This window comes from Nostoc sp. UHCC 0251 (genome assembly GCF_034932245.1).
GTDB lineage: Bacteria > Cyanobacteriota > Cyanobacteriia > Cyanobacteriales > Nostocaceae > Nostoc.
This window is the reverse complement of the sequence record NZ_JAYGHD010000013.1, coordinates 1-18,572: the sequence shown is the minus strand read 5'-3', so window position 1 is coordinate 18,572 and position 18,572 is coordinate 1. Positions and strand designations below refer to the sequence as shown.

The window sequence follows — 18,572 nt, the reverse complement described above, 5'->3', positions numbered from 1 at the left end:
ATGCAGTAGATTCCTAACTAAATTTTTCATCTGTTCGATTCTGGATTGGTAATTGAAAGTAATTCAAATTCACCTAGAGTCCAGAACTCTTCGTTATAGATTTCTTGTTGGGGAGAACTCACTTATGTCTTTGATCAGGACAAGTATGAACTTAAGTTTTAGTTTTTTAAGTAAGTTAGCCCTAGTTAGCTTTCCAGCAACCGAATTAAAACAGAAGCATAGAATACACGATTATAGCCAACTAGTTTGGGGAAGCGATTACGTATTTGAGCGCCTCAATGAAGGAATGATTGGGTATATGACTGGCGTAGGGAGAGGGATTAAACCCTGCGATCGCATTATTCTACGAGAAGGTCGTAAATCTTATCAATATCAAGTTGAGGAAGTTGATTATTACTCAGATCCGTCTGATATGTGGATAGCTTTACTCAAGCAAGTGCCGATTGACTAAATATTAAAATTAACTAGTTACTTAAATTTCATAGGTGAAGATTGTCCTTCTATTCCTAAAACATAAAATAAACTATCTATCATTTTAAACTTATCAAAAAATGAGCTATTAAAGTGGATATCAAAACTGATATTTATCAAGCTACTTTAATTCACAATGAATTTGGCTTTTGCACTAAATTAAATATAGTTGTTGGTCAAAGATTTTTGTTCGCGCAGCGTGGTATAGCCATACTTGTTTGCGTGGGTAGGCAAGAGGTAAAAACAGTCAAAAAGGCTTTTTGATCTGTACGGAGGTTTTAAAAATTCAAATATGAGTTCTATACAATTATTACGTATACTGAAGAAGTGGGGCGTTATGTAGAAATTCAAGCACGGGTGAAAAAGCTGCTCGAAGAAAAAAAAGTAAGAGATTAAAAAAATAGCGTTTTTGATGAATCAAAACACAGAATTATTCGTCACTTAAACTATCAATTCCCTACTTATTCCACTGGAGGATGATTTATGCCATCACAACTGCTTCGATTGATATCTTTGGGTAGTCTTGGCTTATCTTTGTGTCTGGGCAATTCCGTAGCAATGGCGCAATATGACTCTACTGGCGATGGCGTTGTCGTACCAACAGTACCATCAGACGGATCATCAGTACCAATAGACACATCAACAGGTATACCACCTTCACCCTCAGTTGACGGTACAACTCGGTTTACCTGTCAGAGTTACAATGGTCAGTACACTGTTATGTATCAGCCACAAAGTCAACCAGGTCAATACTTCCCTTGGGCCGCACCTGCGGCTTTGGGTGGTGGTTGGGACGCACAAAGACGTTGTGCAACAATTGCCAGTCGTTTAGAACTTTATCGCCCAGATGGCTTACAAGAACTCCAGACATCCGTAGAAAATAACGAAAATATTGTCTGCGTCACAACAGAAGCTAACCCAACCTGTAGAATTGTGCTGACAGTACCTCCTGGAAAAGATCCCGTTGTTATCCGCAATAGTATCTTTCAGAACTTGACTACTGCTGACAGCGGACAACAAACTATAGCCGTTAACACTTATGGCAATCGCAGCAGTGGAGGCAACGAATTATATAATTTAGGACGCACACTTCTGGGTAGTGGCAAGAATCGGGTTAGTTCATCTAGAGGTGGGATTAATTTGAAACCTTTCCTTGATCGCAAAGATGGCGGTACTGGAGATAAATTACGGCGTGGAGTGGCAGTTCGAGGTCAGTCTCAACCTGCTCGTTTAAACCCCGGTAAATTCCGCTAAATGATGGTTATTTTTTAAGGTTAAGACGCTGTTAATACCAAATCGGACTCAAACTAAATTGTGTCTGTCAACTAGAGGCGATTTTGCAGCGTCTGTAAAACCTAAGAAATATACGCTATCAATGTAACTGTAAACTGTGAACCCTGACCAAATGAACTCTCGTGTTTTAATACTCCGCCCAAACTCTCAACCTGGCGTTTGGTCAGCCACAGTCCCAAACCTGTATTTCCTTGATCGCTTTTAGTAGTAAACCCAAGTTGGAAAATATCGTCAAATTTTTCTGGTTTAATACCTACCCCAGTATCACAAACTTGAACTTCGACCCAAAGTTTCCCATCTCCTTGTACAGTTCTAGCATTAATGGACAATGTGCCACCATTTGGCATTGCATCTACAGCATTTTGTATGAGGTGATAGAACATCCCAATTAATTGCTGTTCTCCACCTAAGATTTTAGGTAAATTTTCCGCCACATTGATGTTGGTCTGAATAATATCAGGTAGAGTAACCTGATTCAAAGCATTGTTGACTATTAAGTGAATGCATAAAGGTTGAACTTCTCCTTTATGCCCAATCTTCATACCTGTTAGACTTTGGCTGACTTCATCAAGCAGAAGCAGAGCCGTATCTCCTTTTTCTTTGCTAATCTCAATGTTGTTTTGATCCGGGTTGCTGAAAATTTCTTCTAAAAATTTTTTAACTGTATTAACTTTGTTATTTAATTGGTGGAAAAACTTACCAGATACATCGCCAACAGTAGCCAGTATCTCTCTTTCGGCATTCCGTGCATTCTGAATAGCAATAACCGCCAAGCCAGCAAGTAATTCTAATCTCCGCAAGTCTCTTTGCTTAAATTTTGCTTTTTGACGGCTTTCTACATTTAGCACACCACATACACGACAATCTTTATCCAGAAGAGGTACACAAAGTTCAGAGCGGCTATGAGCAAAATAGTGTTTGTAGCGTTGGTCTGTTTCAACATCATCCACCAATGCAGCTTTGCGATGCATTGCAACCCAACCAGTTATTCCTTCACCCATCTTTAAATGTGTAGAAATAGTTTCAATTGGCTCATTAGCAGGATACTTAGCTAGGGCAACAAGCTCTTGACTAATAGGTTCAAGGATACTAATAACTCCTATATCAGCTCCTGTATTTTGCACTGCTTTTTGGACAATTAGATCCAGAAGTTTTTCCCAATCCAGAGTTGTGATAATCTCGCGTTCAATACTGTCTAATGTCTGCAACCACCGCTGATTTTTTATGGCACTTGCTGCTGAAGACGCTATAGAATTAATAATTTCTTGTTCTTCATTTGAAAAACTATGATAACGTCGATAGTTAATAAACATAACTCCGACGATATTTTTATCTACTTTCAACAAGATACTTGCTACAGATTTAATTCTTTCTCTTTGAGTAAAAGATGAATTTTTAAATATAGGTTCATTATCAATATTTGTAACATAGACATTGGTTTCACGACTAATTAATACAAATGGTACATTATTTTCATGAATCTCGGATTCCATTATCTCTTCTTGCATCAAGATTCCTGCAATCATCGGGGGAGTTAAAAATTGCTTTTCTGTTTGAATATATTCATAAATAGCAACAACGTCTGCTGCTAGAACATTTAGTGTATTCCAAGCAATATGACTTAATAAATTACTATCTATTTGGTTAAGAGATTGGGTAATACATTGAAGGGTATATAGCTGACGTGCTTCATCACGTATTTTTTGATATGTCATAACGTGCCAAATAGCATCAACAGCCCGATTAGCAAAGTATTGTCCTTGGCGTTCTAGCTCTTCAATAAATTCATGTTCATACTTAAGGTGAACATATAATACTCCTACAAGACCAAAATTTTGTTCTCGTTCCATGTTATTGCCTTGTTTAATAGGAGTAGCAATCATCCGTGGGATAACTTTATATTGATCGTTAATTAGTAATGGAAAGGCTGCATATGTTCTAGATCCTCTTGCCAATACTCCCTGATTTAACTCTATTTCTGAATTTTCGTTTATTGGAGATGTATATGTAATGTACTTAGGTTTTCTTTCAGAGATACTTTGCCATCCTAAGCCTTGCTTACGAGGTGAAAATTTATCCAATGGTATATTACATAGATCTCCTGCAAAAACTTCGTATATGTAGCGCTCTTGAAGTGGTTCCCATAAAAAATGCAACGTAGTTAATTCAGCTTGGAAAATGTGTTTAGCATTGTCAGCAATAGTTTCCAAAACATAACTTAACCTTCCCCGACGAATATCTAGTGCCCGCCGAGCAATTAATTTAGCTAGTAAGATTGCTTGTTGATATGTAATTGTTTTTCTAGAATTTTCATAGCCTGCCTCTACTGTTCCAATAACTTCAGGTAGGGAAGCAGTAGGTAGCGTCTGCATATGGATAACCATATTGTTCGCTTCTTCTTTAGCTACTATAAAATTCTCATCCCATTTATAGTGTTCAAACCAATCTTCTACTACTTTTACTTGGTCGTCATGAACTAAGAAAATGGGCGTAAAAACACGATTCAGTCGGTCATGGTTGAACCTTTCATAAACCCAGCGATCAAATCGCCTGTCCCACCCAGAAATAATTTCAGTATCAAATGTTTTAATAATATGTGCTTGGATATCTCTTAAATCTGGGTCTGCATTCACGTAATGCCTTACTTGATCAACCCATCTGCTTGCAATCCCAGTACCATATACTGTTTCAATAGTGTCATGTTCTGGCATCACCAATGATATACCAACAAAGTCAAAGCCTAGTAAGTCTTGGATTTCTCTACAAACGTCATCTAAGATAGTTTCTAGACCAACTAAGTTTGAAATTGCTTGGGCGATTTTTTTATCCGTTTCCAAAAGTGGTTCAACTGCCTTTTGTTTTGGCTCTTTGCTCTCAACAGTTATCTTTATTGATTCTTGAGTATCTATATCTAGAGACTTTGTAGTAACTCCATTAATACCATTAACTGGCTTTTGTAAACTAGTACCACTTAGGTTGGCATCAGTCAGATTGGCATTTTTCAGGTTAGCATCAGCCAAGTTAGCGTTTCTGAGGTTGGCACCATTGAGGTTAGCGTCACTGAGAATAGCGCCTTTGAAATTAACACCACTCAGGTTTGCATCACTTAAGTTAGCATCACTTAAGTTAGCATCACTAAGATTAGCATTTCTTAAGTTAGCACCACTTAAGTTAGCACCACTTAAGTTAGCACCACTTAAGTTAGTAAATAATAAGTTTGTATTGCTTAAGTCAGCAGAACTGAGATTGGCCGCGCTCAAATTATCATTGCTTAAATCTTCACCACTAAGGTCAACACCAACAAAATCTTCAGTTAAGTTAAGACCAGCTATTTGCACTATTTCAGAAAATTTATTTGTTTGAGTTTGGACTAACTCTTGTAATAAATTTGGTAAAGATACTTCGTTTTTCATACATAAAACTCCGCCTGAAGTATGCAAGGCTCAAATAATTGTTTTCTTAAATCTTCATTAAAAAATGCTCTCTCTAATACTGCCTTCTTTTTTTTGTTTGTATTGAAGAATCCGGTAACAACTTCTTGCAATAAATTAGGTTGCTCATACTCAATCTCAGTTATACAAATATCTCTGATGGAAACAAGTTCAAAAGTCGCTTCTACGGAACATCTTCCGTTATTATCCATATTGACATCCTGAGTGTTTAATTGCTGTATATCTTTGGATACAGTTCCTAGTTTAATTTTATTGTGTAAACCTGTTAAAACATTAGATATCTGACCATTAATTTGAAAAACCCAACTTATATTATTCTCTGATACTGCTATTAAATCAACCTGAAAATTAATGAATTGAGACGTATCTATAGACTCAATGGGAATGTTGCCATTTTGCAAACGCAGCTTCAGCTTTCCCCGTTTTAACCCAAACTGAATTGTAACACCATCTATACTGAGTCTCTGTTCGCCAAAATTTATAGTCATGTAAAGGTTAACCTGTTGTTTGTCAACAGGTTCTGTGTGAATTTTAATAAACAGAAAGTCGATATTAGTGTTTATCCCCTCCGAATCTTGAACAACGGTATTCAGAGGGGATAATGAGGGTCTTCGGTTTTCACAAAATTAGGTTTTTTTAAAACAATTGTGTCGTTAGAAGGCAGTATTGGTCGCGGTTTTATATGTTTTTTTACAAACTGCTTGACACTTAGATAGACTAAATCTTCTCTTGAACTGGGCTTGGCAATCTGATTATGGTCTTTGGCGATCGCTACTGGGTTAACATCTGTAATGCCTGGGTTTGCACTATCCTCGTCTACAACCAAAATTCCGGCTGTAGGCTGGGTTTCATAAAATACCTTTGTATCAATTCCCAAAATCTCAACATTCTGCCGATACCACTCGTTGAGGCTGCGTAACGCTGGTGCGTGTTCCATGAGTTCCTGAACGTTAACTGTGGGTCGCGCCAAGATTCTGATATGCTCAATTAATTTTGCTAAATGAGAACCTGTGTGTGGTGTGGCTAAAAAAACAATACCCTTAGTCTGCTCGATAATAGCTTGCCCTTGCCTTGGGAAATTTTGCGCTGTCCGAAGCACTTCTTTCACCAATAGCCCACCCATACTATGGGTAACAAAAATTACAGGGCGTTCACCAATTCCTTGTACTTGTAAAAATTCTAATAAGTTGCTGGCTTGGTCAAATCTTGCCATTGCTGAACCGCTAAATTGAGAACGTGCTGCGTCGTAGCCAAAAGTCCAGACTCCAACATCAATTCCTTTATTTGTTAAGTCCTCTTGCAACCAAGTAAACCAAAAATCACAATCGCTGCGATCGCGTCGGTCTTGGTGATGCCAAGTTCCCCATGCATGACCCGCTAAACCATGAATAAAAATCACGTCACCGTTGCGATGAGGATTTTCGCACCCTGAAACAGAAATTAATCCCAACATAATATCTTACTTGAAATGAACCAGATTGTTAAGCAATAGTTTAAGTAGTTTTACTACCACTAGTAAATTATTAAATTTTACCAAAATACCGATTTTATAACTGTTTTACGGGCGATTTACTGAAAAAATCAAACTGAGATTAGTCAAATCAGCATTGTACTGTCACAATCAAGTTGCATTTTCAGGTTTCACATGAATGCAATTCAATGCCAAATATTTATTGTTTTAACCTTTTGCTAGCCGTTTCTTAAACTTACCGGGATAGGTTGAGGTTGATGAATACGAATTAATACTAGTAGAGTATGTAGCTGTTTTGTGCTAAGTGCTCAGGTTTTTCATGCCGATCTTGTCTTGCGAACGTCCAAACTGTGAAGTACATCTTTGCAGTCAAGGTATTGTCCTGTTTGTAAAAATGCGATGGTGCAAAGTGATCGCCCCAGCAAAGATTATCGAAAATGAAGATTCAGTAGATGTTGGAAAATCATAGAAATAACCTTAATTTTGTAAGTTTATAATCCCCATAATTTGCTGAGTTATCAGTAATTTGGATGTGAAATGATTTTGCCTATTTAAAAGTCACCTGGCAATATGACTTAATGAAATATTGGAAATTATTCCTGACTACCAGCTTTTCGGGCATTTTTCAAACAATACAAAACTCTTTACTAGTGCCTCCACTATTAGAGGTTTTAAGTTAGATACAACTCAAAAAAACTTGAAGGAGACGTTATTAATGGCTTTGACAAAAGGCGATATTGCTTTTATCTCTTTCAATGCCGATGAAGATGGCTGGTCTATTGTTACCTTTGTAGACATAGACCCGAATACTTTAATTTACTTCACTGATAACGAAGCTACTAGTAGTTCGCCAAGTGAACTTGGCGGGGTAAAGGGTAAGGGGGAAGGGGGAAAGGGTTTAAATCCCTTACCCTTTCCCCTTTACCCTTTCCCCAGACCTCACCTAGCATTTTTGGGTTGCCAGACCACTAGCCTTACAGCTTTTAATACTGGGGAGTCTTTTTTTCAGTGGAATTCAGGAGTTAGTACGATCGCTGCTGGTACCGTAATTCGCTTCAGCGCAATTGACAATGCTGCTAATCTAGCAGCGTCAATCGGTACATTAAGTCGGGCTAGCGTATCTGGTAGTACTAACTATGGTCTTAGTGCAACTAATGAGACTATTTATGCTTATCTGGGCACTAGTGCCAATAGTCCTACTGTATTCCTTTCAGGTATCTCAAATGATACTAATACGCAAGGAACAACTGATTTAACTGCTGCGGGTTTAAATATTGGGACTAATTCAATTTTGCTCAATAGTAGTGCTGATTACGGTATATACAATGGCGCACGCAGTGGAGAGTCTAATTTTGCAAACTACAAACTACCTGTTAACAACGTCAGCAATTGGACAGTTGATACCGTTAACGGTGACTACACTACGACAGTTCCAGACACTACAAACTTTGCGATCACCAGTGGAAATCCCACAGTCAACTTAACCATCAACACGAATTCAGGAACTGAAGCAGATACAACCCAAATTACAGTTACCGCTACTGCTTCTAGTGCTGTTTCTGGTAATCAAACAGTTAACTTAAGTGTAACCGGAACTGGTATTACTACTGGAGATTACAACCTCAGCAACAATATCATCACAATTCTTGAAGGACAAACCGCAGGTTCTGTCACCTTCACCGTTGTGGATGATGTTCTAGTTGAGGGTACAGAAACCGCTACATTGACAATTACTACACCCTCCGCAGGCATTATCCTGGGTAACACAACTTCGCAAAATATTATGATTACCAACAATAACTCCAGCTTTTTGCAGAAAGTTGGTGGCTTCACCAGTACTAATGGAGCCGAAATATCCGTCTTTGATTCTGGAAGTGATCGCCTGTTTGTTGTTGCTGGCAGCATAGTTGAAATTTATAATGTCAGCAATACAGGCACGTTAACCTCGGCTGGTTCTTTAGCAACGGGATTTACAGCCCCCGTAGGTACACAAGCCATTCCCAACAGCGTTGCGGTGAAAAATGGTATTGTCGCAGTCGCCTACGCCATCCAAAACTCCAGCACAAATGCCCAACAGACAGGAAAGGTAAGTTTCTACAATGCTGCTGGCACTTTCTTGAACTCCGTTGAAGTGGGTGCATTACCCGATATGCTCACCTTTACGCCCGATGGCACAAAGGTATTAGTAGCAAATGAAGGAGAACCCAACAGCTACGGGCAACCAAATTCGGTAGATCCTGAAGGTTCAGTCAGTATTATTAATATTTCTGGTGGTGTGGCGAGTGCAACCGTTGCTCAAGCCTCATTTACGAGCTTTAATAGCCAAATCGCCACACTTAAAGCCGCAGGTGTGCGGATTACTGGGCCCGGCTCGACGGTGGCACAAGACTTAGAACCAGAGTATATTGCTGTATCTCCAGATGGTAAAACTGCACAGATTACCTTGCAAGAAAACAATGCGATCGCTATTTTGGATATTGCCAGCGCCACAATCACCAGCATTTTGCCTTTGGGTGTAAAGAATTACAATCTTCCAGGTAACGGATTAGATGCTAGCGATCGCGATGGTGGCATTAATATTCAAAATTGGCCGGTGTTTGGGTTATATCAACCCGATGCGATCGCTAGCTTCAGTGCCAACGGACAAACCTACTACATCACCGCCAACGAAGGGGATTCCCGCGATTATACTGGTTTTAGCGAAGAGATCCGGGTTGGCGCAGCCGGATATGTTTTAGATCCAAATGTTTTCCCTAATGCGGATACCCTGAAGCAAAACACCAACCTGGGACGTTTAACAGTTACAAATGCCACAGGAGACACTGACGGAGACGGAGATTTTGACCGTATTGAAGCATTTGGGGGGCGTTCCTTTTCGATTTGGGACGCAAGCGGTAATCAGATATTCGACAGTGGCGACCAATTTGAACAAATTACGGCAACCAAAGTACCAACCCTGTTTAACTCAGAGGGTGCAGTTGATACCTTTGACGCCCGTAGCGATAATAAAGGGCCCGAACCGGAAGGCGTAGTGGTTGGAGTCATCAACAACCGCACCTATGCTTTTATTGGTTTAGAACGCACTGGTGATGTCATCGTTTACGAGGTGACAAATCCGCAAGCGCCAAGTTTCGTTCAATATATCAACACTCCCGAAGATGTTGCGATCGAAGGGCTAACCTTTGTGTCGGCGGCTGATAGTCCCACAGGCAAGCCTTTATTAGTTACCACGAACGAAGTCAGCAAGACGGTTGCAGTGTTTGAAGTAACTCCATCCGTTCGGATTAGCGACATTCAAGGAACGGGGCATATCTCATCCTTTGCAAATCAGTCCGTCAGCAATGTAGCAGGAATTGTCACCGTGAAAGCAAGTAACGGTTTTTACTTGCAAGACCCCACTCCAGACAGCGACAATCGCACTTCCGAAGCCATTTTTGTTTTCACATCATCAGCGCCAACTATATCCGTCGGCGATTCGGTATTAGTTAGTGGAACAGTTACAGAGTTTCGTCCGGGCAACGATGCCAATAATTTAACCAAAACACAAATCACCACTCCCACAATTGTCACCGTTTCCAATGGTAATACCTTACCCACTGCTACAATCCTTGGCAATGGTGGCAGAACTATTCCGACAACGGTAATCGATAACGACACTATCGGTAATATCGAAACCGGAACAACCACCTTCGATCCTGCCCAGGATGGCATTGACTTCTATGAAAGCTTAGAAGGAATGCTGGTACAGGTCAATAATGCGATCGCCACTTCACCCACTGCAAACTTTGGTACATCAGAAGAAATTTGGGTATTAGCAGACAATGGTGCAAATGCCACAGGGCGCACAGTTCGCGGTGGGAGCCTGATTAGTGCTTCAGACTTTAATCCTGAACGGATTCAGATCGACGATCTAAACAATGCCTTAGCGCTACCTGAAGTTAATGTTGGTACGCAACTTAGCACTATTGTTGGTGTCGTTGACTACAGCTTTAATAACTATGAAGTTTTAGTATCAACTGCTCCCACGGTAGTACAAAACAGTAACATTCAAAAAGAAGTCACTAACCTAACTCCCACTAATAACCAACTGACGATCGCTACCTACAACGTCGAAAACCTCGATCCAGGTGATGATCCAACCAAGTTTAATAACCTTGCCAACCGCATTGTTAATAATCTGAAATCACCAGATATCATCTCTCTCGAAGAAATTCAAGATAATAACGGGCCGACGAATAATGGCGTAGTTGATGCCGATATTACCTTCCAAAGATTAATTGATGCAATAATTGCTGCTGGTGGCCCCACCTATGAATATCGCCAAATTAACCCAGAGAACAATACTAATGGCGGTGAACCTGGGGGAAATATCCGGGTGGGTTTCTTGTTTAACCCCAATCGCGTCAACTTTGTGGATCGCCCCGGTGGTAGTTCCACCTCCAACACCACAGTTACCAATGTCTCTGGCGTTCCCACAGTTTCTAATAGTCCTGGTTTGATTGACCCCACCAACTCCGCCTTTACTAGCAGTCGCAAGCCGTTAGTAGGTGAATTTACTTTCAACGGTGAAACTGTTTATGTAATTGGCAACCACTTTAATTCTAAAGGTGGCGACCAACCATTATTTGGGCCAAATCAACCACCAACTCTTAACAGCGAAACCCAGCGCCAGCAACAAGCTACGTTGGTGAAAAACTTTGTCCAAAGTATTTTAGCGATCAACCCCAATGCCAATGTAGTAGTTGCGGGTGACTTGAATGACTTTGAATTTTCTGCCCCTGTCACCACCCTAGAAAGCGCTGGACTGACTTCCTTAATTGAAACTCTGCCTCAAAATGAGCGTTACACCTACAACTTTCAAGGTAACGCCCAAACCCTTGACCACGTTTTAGTTAGTAACAACTTGCTCAAAAAGCTGGATGGGTATGATGTTGTTCACATCAACTCAGAGTTTGCCGAGCAGGATAGCGATCATGACCCTAGTGTGGCTCGGTTTAATCTCTCTAGAAACAATGCTCCCACAGTAGTACAACCGATTGATGATCAAATCATTTCTACTGATAAACCCTTCTTTTTCAATGTCAGTAACAAATTTGCTGACATCGATCAAGGTGATACCCTTACCTACAGTGCTACAGGTTTGCCTGCGGGTTCTAGTATCGTTGCCAACACAGGTGTAGTATCCGGTATTATCTCCCAAACTGGGATTTTTGCAATCACAATCACCGCTACTGATGGTAAAGGCGGTAACGTTAGCGATACCTTTGACCTGACTGTTGCTAATAATAAAGCGACATCTGGCAACGACATTATCTTTATCGACCAACTTAGTGGTTTGAACATAGTCGATGCCTTAGCTGGGAGCGATCGCGTCATCGGCACTAATGCTAATGAAACGATCAATGGTGGCGCAGGCAATGATTACCTTGATGGCAAGGGAGGCAATGACATCCTCCGTGGAGGCGATGGCGATGACACAATCTTAGGCGGACTTGGCAGTGACAGGCTTTCTGGAGGCAAGGATAATGATCGCCTGATTGGTTGCGGGGGCGGCACAAGCGAAATTGACCAACTCAACGGCGATCAGGGTGAAGATACTTACGTCTTGGGTAATGCCAGTTCAGTTTTCTATGCCAGTTCCGGTAACGGTGACTATGCCTATATTGCCAGCTTTAAGAACAAGGACAAAATTGAACTCAAGGGAGTTGCTAGCGATTATTCACTAGGGTCTGCATCAGCCTTGTCTAGTAAAAATTCTGCTGTTGGTATTTTTACCAACAATGGAACAGAGTTAATTGCTGTTGTTGAGAATGGATTAAAGCTAAAGACAAATTTGGCAACCGATACTGGCTTTGTATTTGTTTAACGCATATTCAAGCGATCGCCCTCAAGTTTCCCTAAAAGGCGATCGCATAAATTTTTTGCCTAATGCATAGATGCATAACGTCTAACCACAGGGTAATTTTCTATCCCCCTTGCCCCTGCTCCCTGGTCACTGAGCGCAGCCGTACCCCTCCGGGGAAGCAAGCTACGCGCAGCGTCTCGTAGAGAAGTGTGCCCCCTGCCCCCTTACCTCTTTTTCAATAGACCTCTTGCAAAAAGCACTTTTGCAAGAGGGGGAAAAGGTTTTGGTTAAAGGGGAAGGGGACAATACAGAACTTTTTCCCCTTCCCCCTTGCCCTTTTCCCGACTTATGCAAGAAGTCTAATGTCTGGAATCTACCTCAGAACTAACCTATGACAAGCACAATTCGCTTTTCTCAGTTCAATGCTTCTTTAAATCGCAACGAAGAAGGTCAACTAGTAACCGACCTGTCTAACCCTGACAATGCTCAAGCAAAAGCTGTTGCAGAAATCATCCAGCGTAACAACCCGGATGTGCTGTTAATTAACGAATTTGACTACTCCCCGCAAGCAGTTCAGTTATTCAAGCAAAATTATCTTGCAGTCAGCCAAAATGGTGCAACTCCCGTAGACTACCCTTACTTTTACATTGCCCCTTCCAACACGGGTATTGCTTCTGGGTTTGACTTGAACAACAACGGTACAGCAGTTACAACCCCAGGCGCACCCGGATATGGCGATGATGCCTTTGGATTCGGTAATTTTCCTGGTCAATTTGGGATGTTGCTGCTGTCCAAATATCCCATTGACACAGCTAACGTCCGCACCTTCCAAAATTTTCTTTGGAAGGATATGCCCAATGCCTTGCTTCCCGATGATTCCACAACAGCACAGCCAAATGATTGGTATTCTGAGGAAGAACTGGAAGTTTTACGCCTCTCCTCCAAAAGTCATTGGGATATACCAATTCAGGTAAACGGTGAGACAATTCATATCCTCGCCAGCCACCCCACACCCCCAACCTTTGATGGCGCAGAAGACCGCAACGGTAAGCGCAACCACGACGAGATTCGCTTTTGGGCAGACTATATTACTCCTGGGAAAAGTAATTACATCTATGATGATGAGGGGAAAACAGGCGGGATTCCTGCTGGTTCAAGCTTTGTGATAGCGGGTGATCAAAATGCTGACCCGTTGGATGGTGATAGTTTTGACAACGCTATTCGGCAACTGTTGCAAAATCCCAATATTAATAATAATGTCATCCCTACTAGTCTTGGTGGCTCCCAACAAGCAGATTTGCAGGGTGGTGCAAACGCTAGCCAAAAGGGTAATCCTAGCTTTGACACCGCAGACTTTGCTGATACGGCTCCAGGCAACCTGCGGACTGATTATGTGCTACCGTCCGCTAACCTGACAATTGCAAACTCAGGAGTATTTTGGCCTCTGAATACTGACCCGACATTTCCCTTGGTAGGTACTTTTCCCTTCCCTAGTTCTGACCATCGCTTAGTGTTCGCAGATGTGCAAACTGGGCCAAATGAACCAGGTAAAACCATTCCTCGTGCAGGATTTCTGGAACAAACTACCTTTGCTACTGGCTTTATTCCTGCTGGCGTTGCGGGAACTGTGAATGGGGTACAGACTCCGGTGGGCGGATTATCTGGTATCACTTACGATGCTGTTAACAACCGCTACTACGTTATCTCAGACGATCGCTCCCAATTTGGCCCCGCCCGCTTCTATACTTTCACTGCTGATACTGGGGTGACTTTTACCAATGTCACACCTCTGAGAGATAGCAATAACAACTTATTTGAAACATTTAGTATTGACCCAGAAGGCATTGCTTTAACTAACAATGACACTGTTTTCATCTCTTCTGAAGGTGAAGTTAATCTTGATGCAGGTCGAGTTAGCGATCCCTTTATTAAGGAGTTTTCGCTGACAACGGGTCAAGAAATAAGATCGCTATTTGTCCCCAGCAAATTCCTACCAGTAATTGAAGATACCAACAACAACGGTATTGTCGATGCAGGCGATACGCAGACATCAGGTGTTTACAATAATTTGGGATTTGAAAGCCTCACCATCACACCTGACCAAAAAACCCTATTCACCGCTACCGAAAACGCACTTTCTCAAGATGGATTAAGGGCTTCGCTCACTAGTGGTAGCCGATCCCGGATTCTGCAATACAATCTGGCTAGTAGACAACCAGAAAAAGAATACCTTTATATTACGGATGCGATCGCTGATGTACCCAACCCTACCACAGGCTTTGCTGACAATGGTTTAGTAGATTTACTTGCGATCGATAACCGAGGAACCTTGCTGGCGGTAGAGCGTTCCTTTGCCCAAGGTGTAGGCAACACTATCAAAATCTACGAAGTTTCCTTGCAAGGATCAACAGATATTAGCTTCTACGATTCTCTCAATAATCTGAGTACTGAGCAACTAGCCACTATCCAACCCGCTCAAAAACGTCTGCTATTAAATTTAAATGATCTGGATTTGCCTAACGGTACAGATAACATCGAAGGCATAACCTTTGGCCCCAAATTAGCAGATGGTCGTCAGTCGATTGTACTGGTAAGTGATAACAACTTCAACCAGAGCCAATTTACCCAAATTCTTACGCTGGATGCAGACTTAGTTCCAACTGCTGCACCCACGGTAGAAACTCGTCCCGATTTGTTGGATGATGAAACACTCACAGTCGATCAACGTGCCGATGCTGATGATCCTGCCATCTATATTAATGCTACAAATTCTGCCGATAGCTTAGTATTAACCTCAGTCAAAAATGGCGGACTGCGGGTTTATGACTTGTCTGGTAATTTGTTAGAGACAGTTAATCCGGGTGGCATTCGCTACAACAACATTGATTTGCAATACGGTTTTAAATTAGGCAATCAGTCTGTTGATATTGCCGTAGCTAGCGATCGCCAAAATGATAAACTAGCAATCTTCAAAATTAACCCCAACCCCACTACTCCCAGTAACTACCTAGAAGACATCACCGACAGCAATATCGGAACCCTATTCCAAGGGCTACCTTTTGCAGAACCTTATTCCTTATCTTCGCGGAGTGCTTATGGGCTTACCCTGTACCGTAGTCCAACCACCAATGATTATTATGTCTTTGCCAATCGTCGAGAAACCGGAGATGTCGCTCAGTTTAAACTGATTGACAAAGGTAATAGCATTGGCATTGAACGAGTTCGAGAATTTACCGTACCAACAATTGAAGGACGCGATCCGCAAACAGAGGGTATGGTAGTAGACCAGGAAACTGGTTTCCTCTACATAGGCCAGGAAAATGTCGGTATTTGGAAGTTCCAAGCAGAACCGAACGGTGGCACAACTGGCAAGCTAATCGATCAAGTCAGAGATTTGGGCGGTAATTACCTCACCGATGACGTAGAAGGGCTAACCATTTATTACGGCAAAAATGGCACAGGTTACTTATTAGCATCCAGCCAAGGCGACAACACCTTTGTCGCTTACACCCGTGAAGGTAACAACGAATACGTGGGTAACTTTGCCGTCGGAAACAATGGCCCAATTGACAGCGTACAAGAGTCAGACGGTGCAGATGTAATTAACGTGCCACTTGGGGCTAACTTTCCATTTGGTTTATTTGTCACTCAAGATGGTTCCAATGAACCTGCCACAATAGCTATTGATGAAGGTGAAGAAGAAAATATCAGCTCTAACTTCAAGCTTGTACCTTGGGAAAATATTGCCAATGCCTTCCCCAATTCTCTAACTATTGACACCACTAGTTACGATCCACGTAATCCTGTTGCCCAACCCAAGCTGACCATCTATGAATTTGAAAACCTACCCAAGTTAGGAACAACCTCTGAAAATCAAGATATTTTATTAGGTGGTTTTTCTGGGTTATATTTCCAAGGGTTTGCAGCAAATGGCAACCTTAAGTTTGTCACCAACACAGACCGTGGCCCCAATGGAGAACCTGATGGTGTAAACAGACCATTTTTATTACCCGACTTCCAGCCAGAAATAGTCAGCTTTGAACTCAACCGCAGCACAGGTGAAATCAATATTACTAAGAGAACGGGGCTATTCCGCCAAGATGGGACAACGCCATTAACTGGATTGCCTAACCTGCAAGGAGTAGCAAATGGTTTAGCCTACACAGATGAAATTGCCGTTGACTTAGACAACAATATCCTAGCTAACGATCCTTTGGGTGCTGATTTAGAAGGAATTGTAATTGCAGAAAATGGAGATTACTGGCTGGTAGATGAATACCGTCCGGCAATTTATCACTTTGATGTTGATGGTAAATTAATTGACCGCTTTATTCCCCAAGGAACCGCCACAGCATCCGACCCAGATCAACCAGCCGGAACTTTTGGCACTGAGGTATTGCCAGAAGTTTATGCCCAACGCCGCAATAACCGAGGATTTGAAGCTGTCGCTCTGGAAGGTGATAAATTATACGCCTTTATTCAAAGTCCAATTGATAATCCAGATGTCGCCAATGATGCAACTTCTAAAGCTTCTCTCAACCTGCGAATTCTAGAGTTTGATATTGTTACCAAGCAGGTGACAGCAGAGTATTTATATCTCCTGGAAGGTCTGCCAGGAACCGATAAGATTGGCGATGCAGTATCTTTAGGTAACGGCAAATTTGCAGTAGTTGAGCGAGACGACAATGGTACATCTGCTGGCAATAAACTAATTTATCAAATTGATTTAGCCGGGGCAACCAACATCAATAACCCTGCTAACTTTACTTTGCCGGCTAATAAAACCATTGAACAACTGACCTCTGCGGAGTTAGCTACTGCCAATATTACCCCTGTCAACAAGAGTTTAATTGCTAATGCTGCTCAGTTGGGTTACACCGGAGTGGAAAAATTAGAAGGTCTAGCATTGGTAGCACCCAACACTCTAGCCTTGATTAATGACAACGATTTCAACGTTACAGGTAATACGGCTGCTGAAAAACTCGGTATTCTCGAATTACCCAATAACCTAACAGTTGTAGAACCTACTTTCCCGAACGGTTTTGGTTCTAGCAACAGCGATACTGTCAATCTTGAGCCAGGACAATTCTTTAATGCAGGTGACGGAGCAGATTTTGTAGAAGGTACTGAAGGTAACATAATCGAGGCTGGGAAAGGTGATGATACTGTAATTGCAGGGAGTGACTCTTCAGTATTTGGGGGAGAGGGTAACGATCAGATATTTATTGGTCAAAATGGCCCGACTAAAAATACCAATGCTGATGGTGGCAATGGTGATGATTTGATTGTCGTGGTAGAAGACAGTGGTAGTAATAATCTGTTTGGTGGGGCAGGTGATGATACCCTCAGAGTAATTGAAGGTTCTCGTCAATCATTATTCGGTGGCTCAGGCAATGATACCCTTAGCAGTGGCGGTAGCAACAACCGTCTCTACGGTGGTTCTGGAGATGACAAACTTTCCTCCAATATCAATGATTCGCTATTTAGTGGTGATGGTGATGATGTGCTATTTGCCGGCCAAGGAGGTAGTAATCGCCTGAGTGGTGGTGCTGGTGCTGATCAATTCTGGATTGCTAATGGTAGTCTGCCAATTAGTAATAACATCGTGACTGATTTTACAGTCGGGATTGACAAAATCGGGCTTGGCGGTGTTGGCGTAACTCAATTTTGTGGGCTAACGCTGTCGCAACAGGGTAATGACACTTTGGTGAAAAGAGGAAATACAGAGTTAGTTTCATTACTAGGAATTACCTCAACTAGCCTAACTGCAAATGACTTTGTTTTCTCTCCTAGCGTCGTGGCTTAGTTTGTTGCCTAGTGTTATCCCCAGGGAACTCAAAAAAATAAATTATTCCAAATTAAGCCACGTCTATCTTGAAACCTGTAGTTCTTCTCTGATGAAAAAGATTGCCCTCATCCCCCAACCCCTTCTCCCAGAGATGGGAGAAGGGGAGCTAGAATTTCAAAGTCCCTCTCCCATATCTGGGCTACGGTGTACACACAAGTCCTAAAAACCTAGCTTGATAAGACTTTCCTCGTT

Annotated in this window: 7 protein-coding genes; 4 read left to right on the top strand and 3 right to left on the bottom strand. The window is 41.7% G+C overall.

The window, feature by feature from the left end:
* Positions 1 to 124: 124 nt before the first annotated feature.
* On the top strand, positions 125 to 451 hold the full coding sequence (locus tag VB740_RS03130; protein WP_323198621.1) for a hypothetical protein: 327 nt from the start codon (positions 125 to 127) through the stop codon (positions 449 to 451).
* A gap of 503 nt (positions 452 to 954) precedes the next feature.
* Positions 955 to 1,725 carry a COP23 domain-containing protein gene (locus VB740_RS03125; RefSeq protein ID WP_323198620.1) on the top strand — a complete coding sequence of 257 codons (771 nt, stop codon included), beginning with the start codon at positions 955 to 957 and terminating at the stop codon, positions 1,723 to 1,725.
* A 101-nt stretch (positions 1,726 to 1,826) separates the two neighbouring features.
* Here VB740_RS03125 and VB740_RS03120 read toward each other — a convergent pair whose 3' ends face one another.
* The 3 genes from VB740_RS03120 to VB740_RS03110 form a co-directional block, all read right to left on the bottom strand.
* Positions 1,827 to 5,177: a GAF domain-containing protein gene (locus VB740_RS03120; RefSeq protein ID WP_323198619.1), complete on the bottom strand. Its 3,351-nt coding sequence runs from the start codon at positions 5,175 to 5,177 to the stop codon at positions 1,827 to 1,829.
* Positions 5,174 to 5,704 (bottom strand): hypothetical protein, encoded by a 531-nt coding sequence (locus VB740_RS03115; RefSeq protein WP_323198618.1) that lies wholly within the window; start codon positions 5,702 to 5,704, stop codon positions 5,174 to 5,176. The genes VB740_RS03120 and VB740_RS03115 overlap by 4 nt, the downstream gene beginning before the upstream one ends.
* A gap of 101 nt (positions 5,705 to 5,805) precedes the next feature.
* The gene (locus VB740_RS03110; protein WP_323198617.1) at positions 5,806 to 6,669 is read right to left on the bottom strand and encodes an esterase/lipase family protein; all 864 of its coding nucleotides are present in this window, start codon (positions 6,667 to 6,669) and stop codon (positions 5,806 to 5,808) included.
* A gap of 733 nt (positions 6,670 to 7,402) precedes the next feature.
* On the opposite strand from VB740_RS03110, the gene VB740_RS03105 reads away from it, so the two are divergent.
* Positions 7,403 to 12,553 (top strand): choice-of-anchor I family protein, encoded by a 5,151-nt coding sequence (locus VB740_RS03105; RefSeq protein ID WP_323198616.1) that lies wholly within the window; start codon positions 7,403 to 7,405, stop codon positions 12,551 to 12,553.
* Positions 12,554 to 12,923: 370 nt separating this feature from the next.
* Positions 12,924 to 18,338, top strand: a complete 5,415-nt coding sequence (locus tag VB740_RS03100; protein WP_323198615.1) for a phytase — start codon at positions 12,924 to 12,926, stop codon at positions 18,336 to 18,338.
* The last annotated feature ends 234 nt before the right edge of the window (positions 18,339 to 18,572 follow it).

Excerpts from the sequence above, each read along its gene's own strand:
- VB740_RS03130 (WP_323198621.1), top strand. The coding sequence starts at position 125 with ATGTCTTTGATCAGGACAAGTATGAACTTAAGTTTTAGTTTTTTAAGT.
- VB740_RS03125 (WP_323198620.1), top strand. The coding sequence starts at position 955 with ATGCCATCACAACTGCTTCGATTGATATCTTTGGGTAGTCTTGGCTTA.
- VB740_RS03120 (WP_323198619.1), bottom strand. The coding sequence starts at position 5,177 with ATGAAAAACGAAGTATCTTTACCAAATTTATTACAAGAGTTAGTCCAA.
- VB740_RS03115 (WP_323198618.1), bottom strand. The coding sequence starts at position 5,704 with ATGACTATAAATTTTGGCGAACAGAGACTCAGTATAGATGGTGTTACA.
- VB740_RS03110 (WP_323198617.1), bottom strand. The coding sequence starts at position 6,669 with ATGTTGGGATTAATTTCTGTTTCAGGGTGCGAAAATCCTCATCGCAAC.
- VB740_RS03105 (WP_323198616.1), top strand. The coding sequence starts at position 7,403 with ATGGCTTTGACAAAAGGCGATATTGCTTTTATCTCTTTCAATGCCGAT.
- VB740_RS03100 (WP_323198615.1), top strand. The coding sequence starts at position 12,924 with ATGACAAGCACAATTCGCTTTTCTCAGTTCAATGCTTCTTTAAATCGC.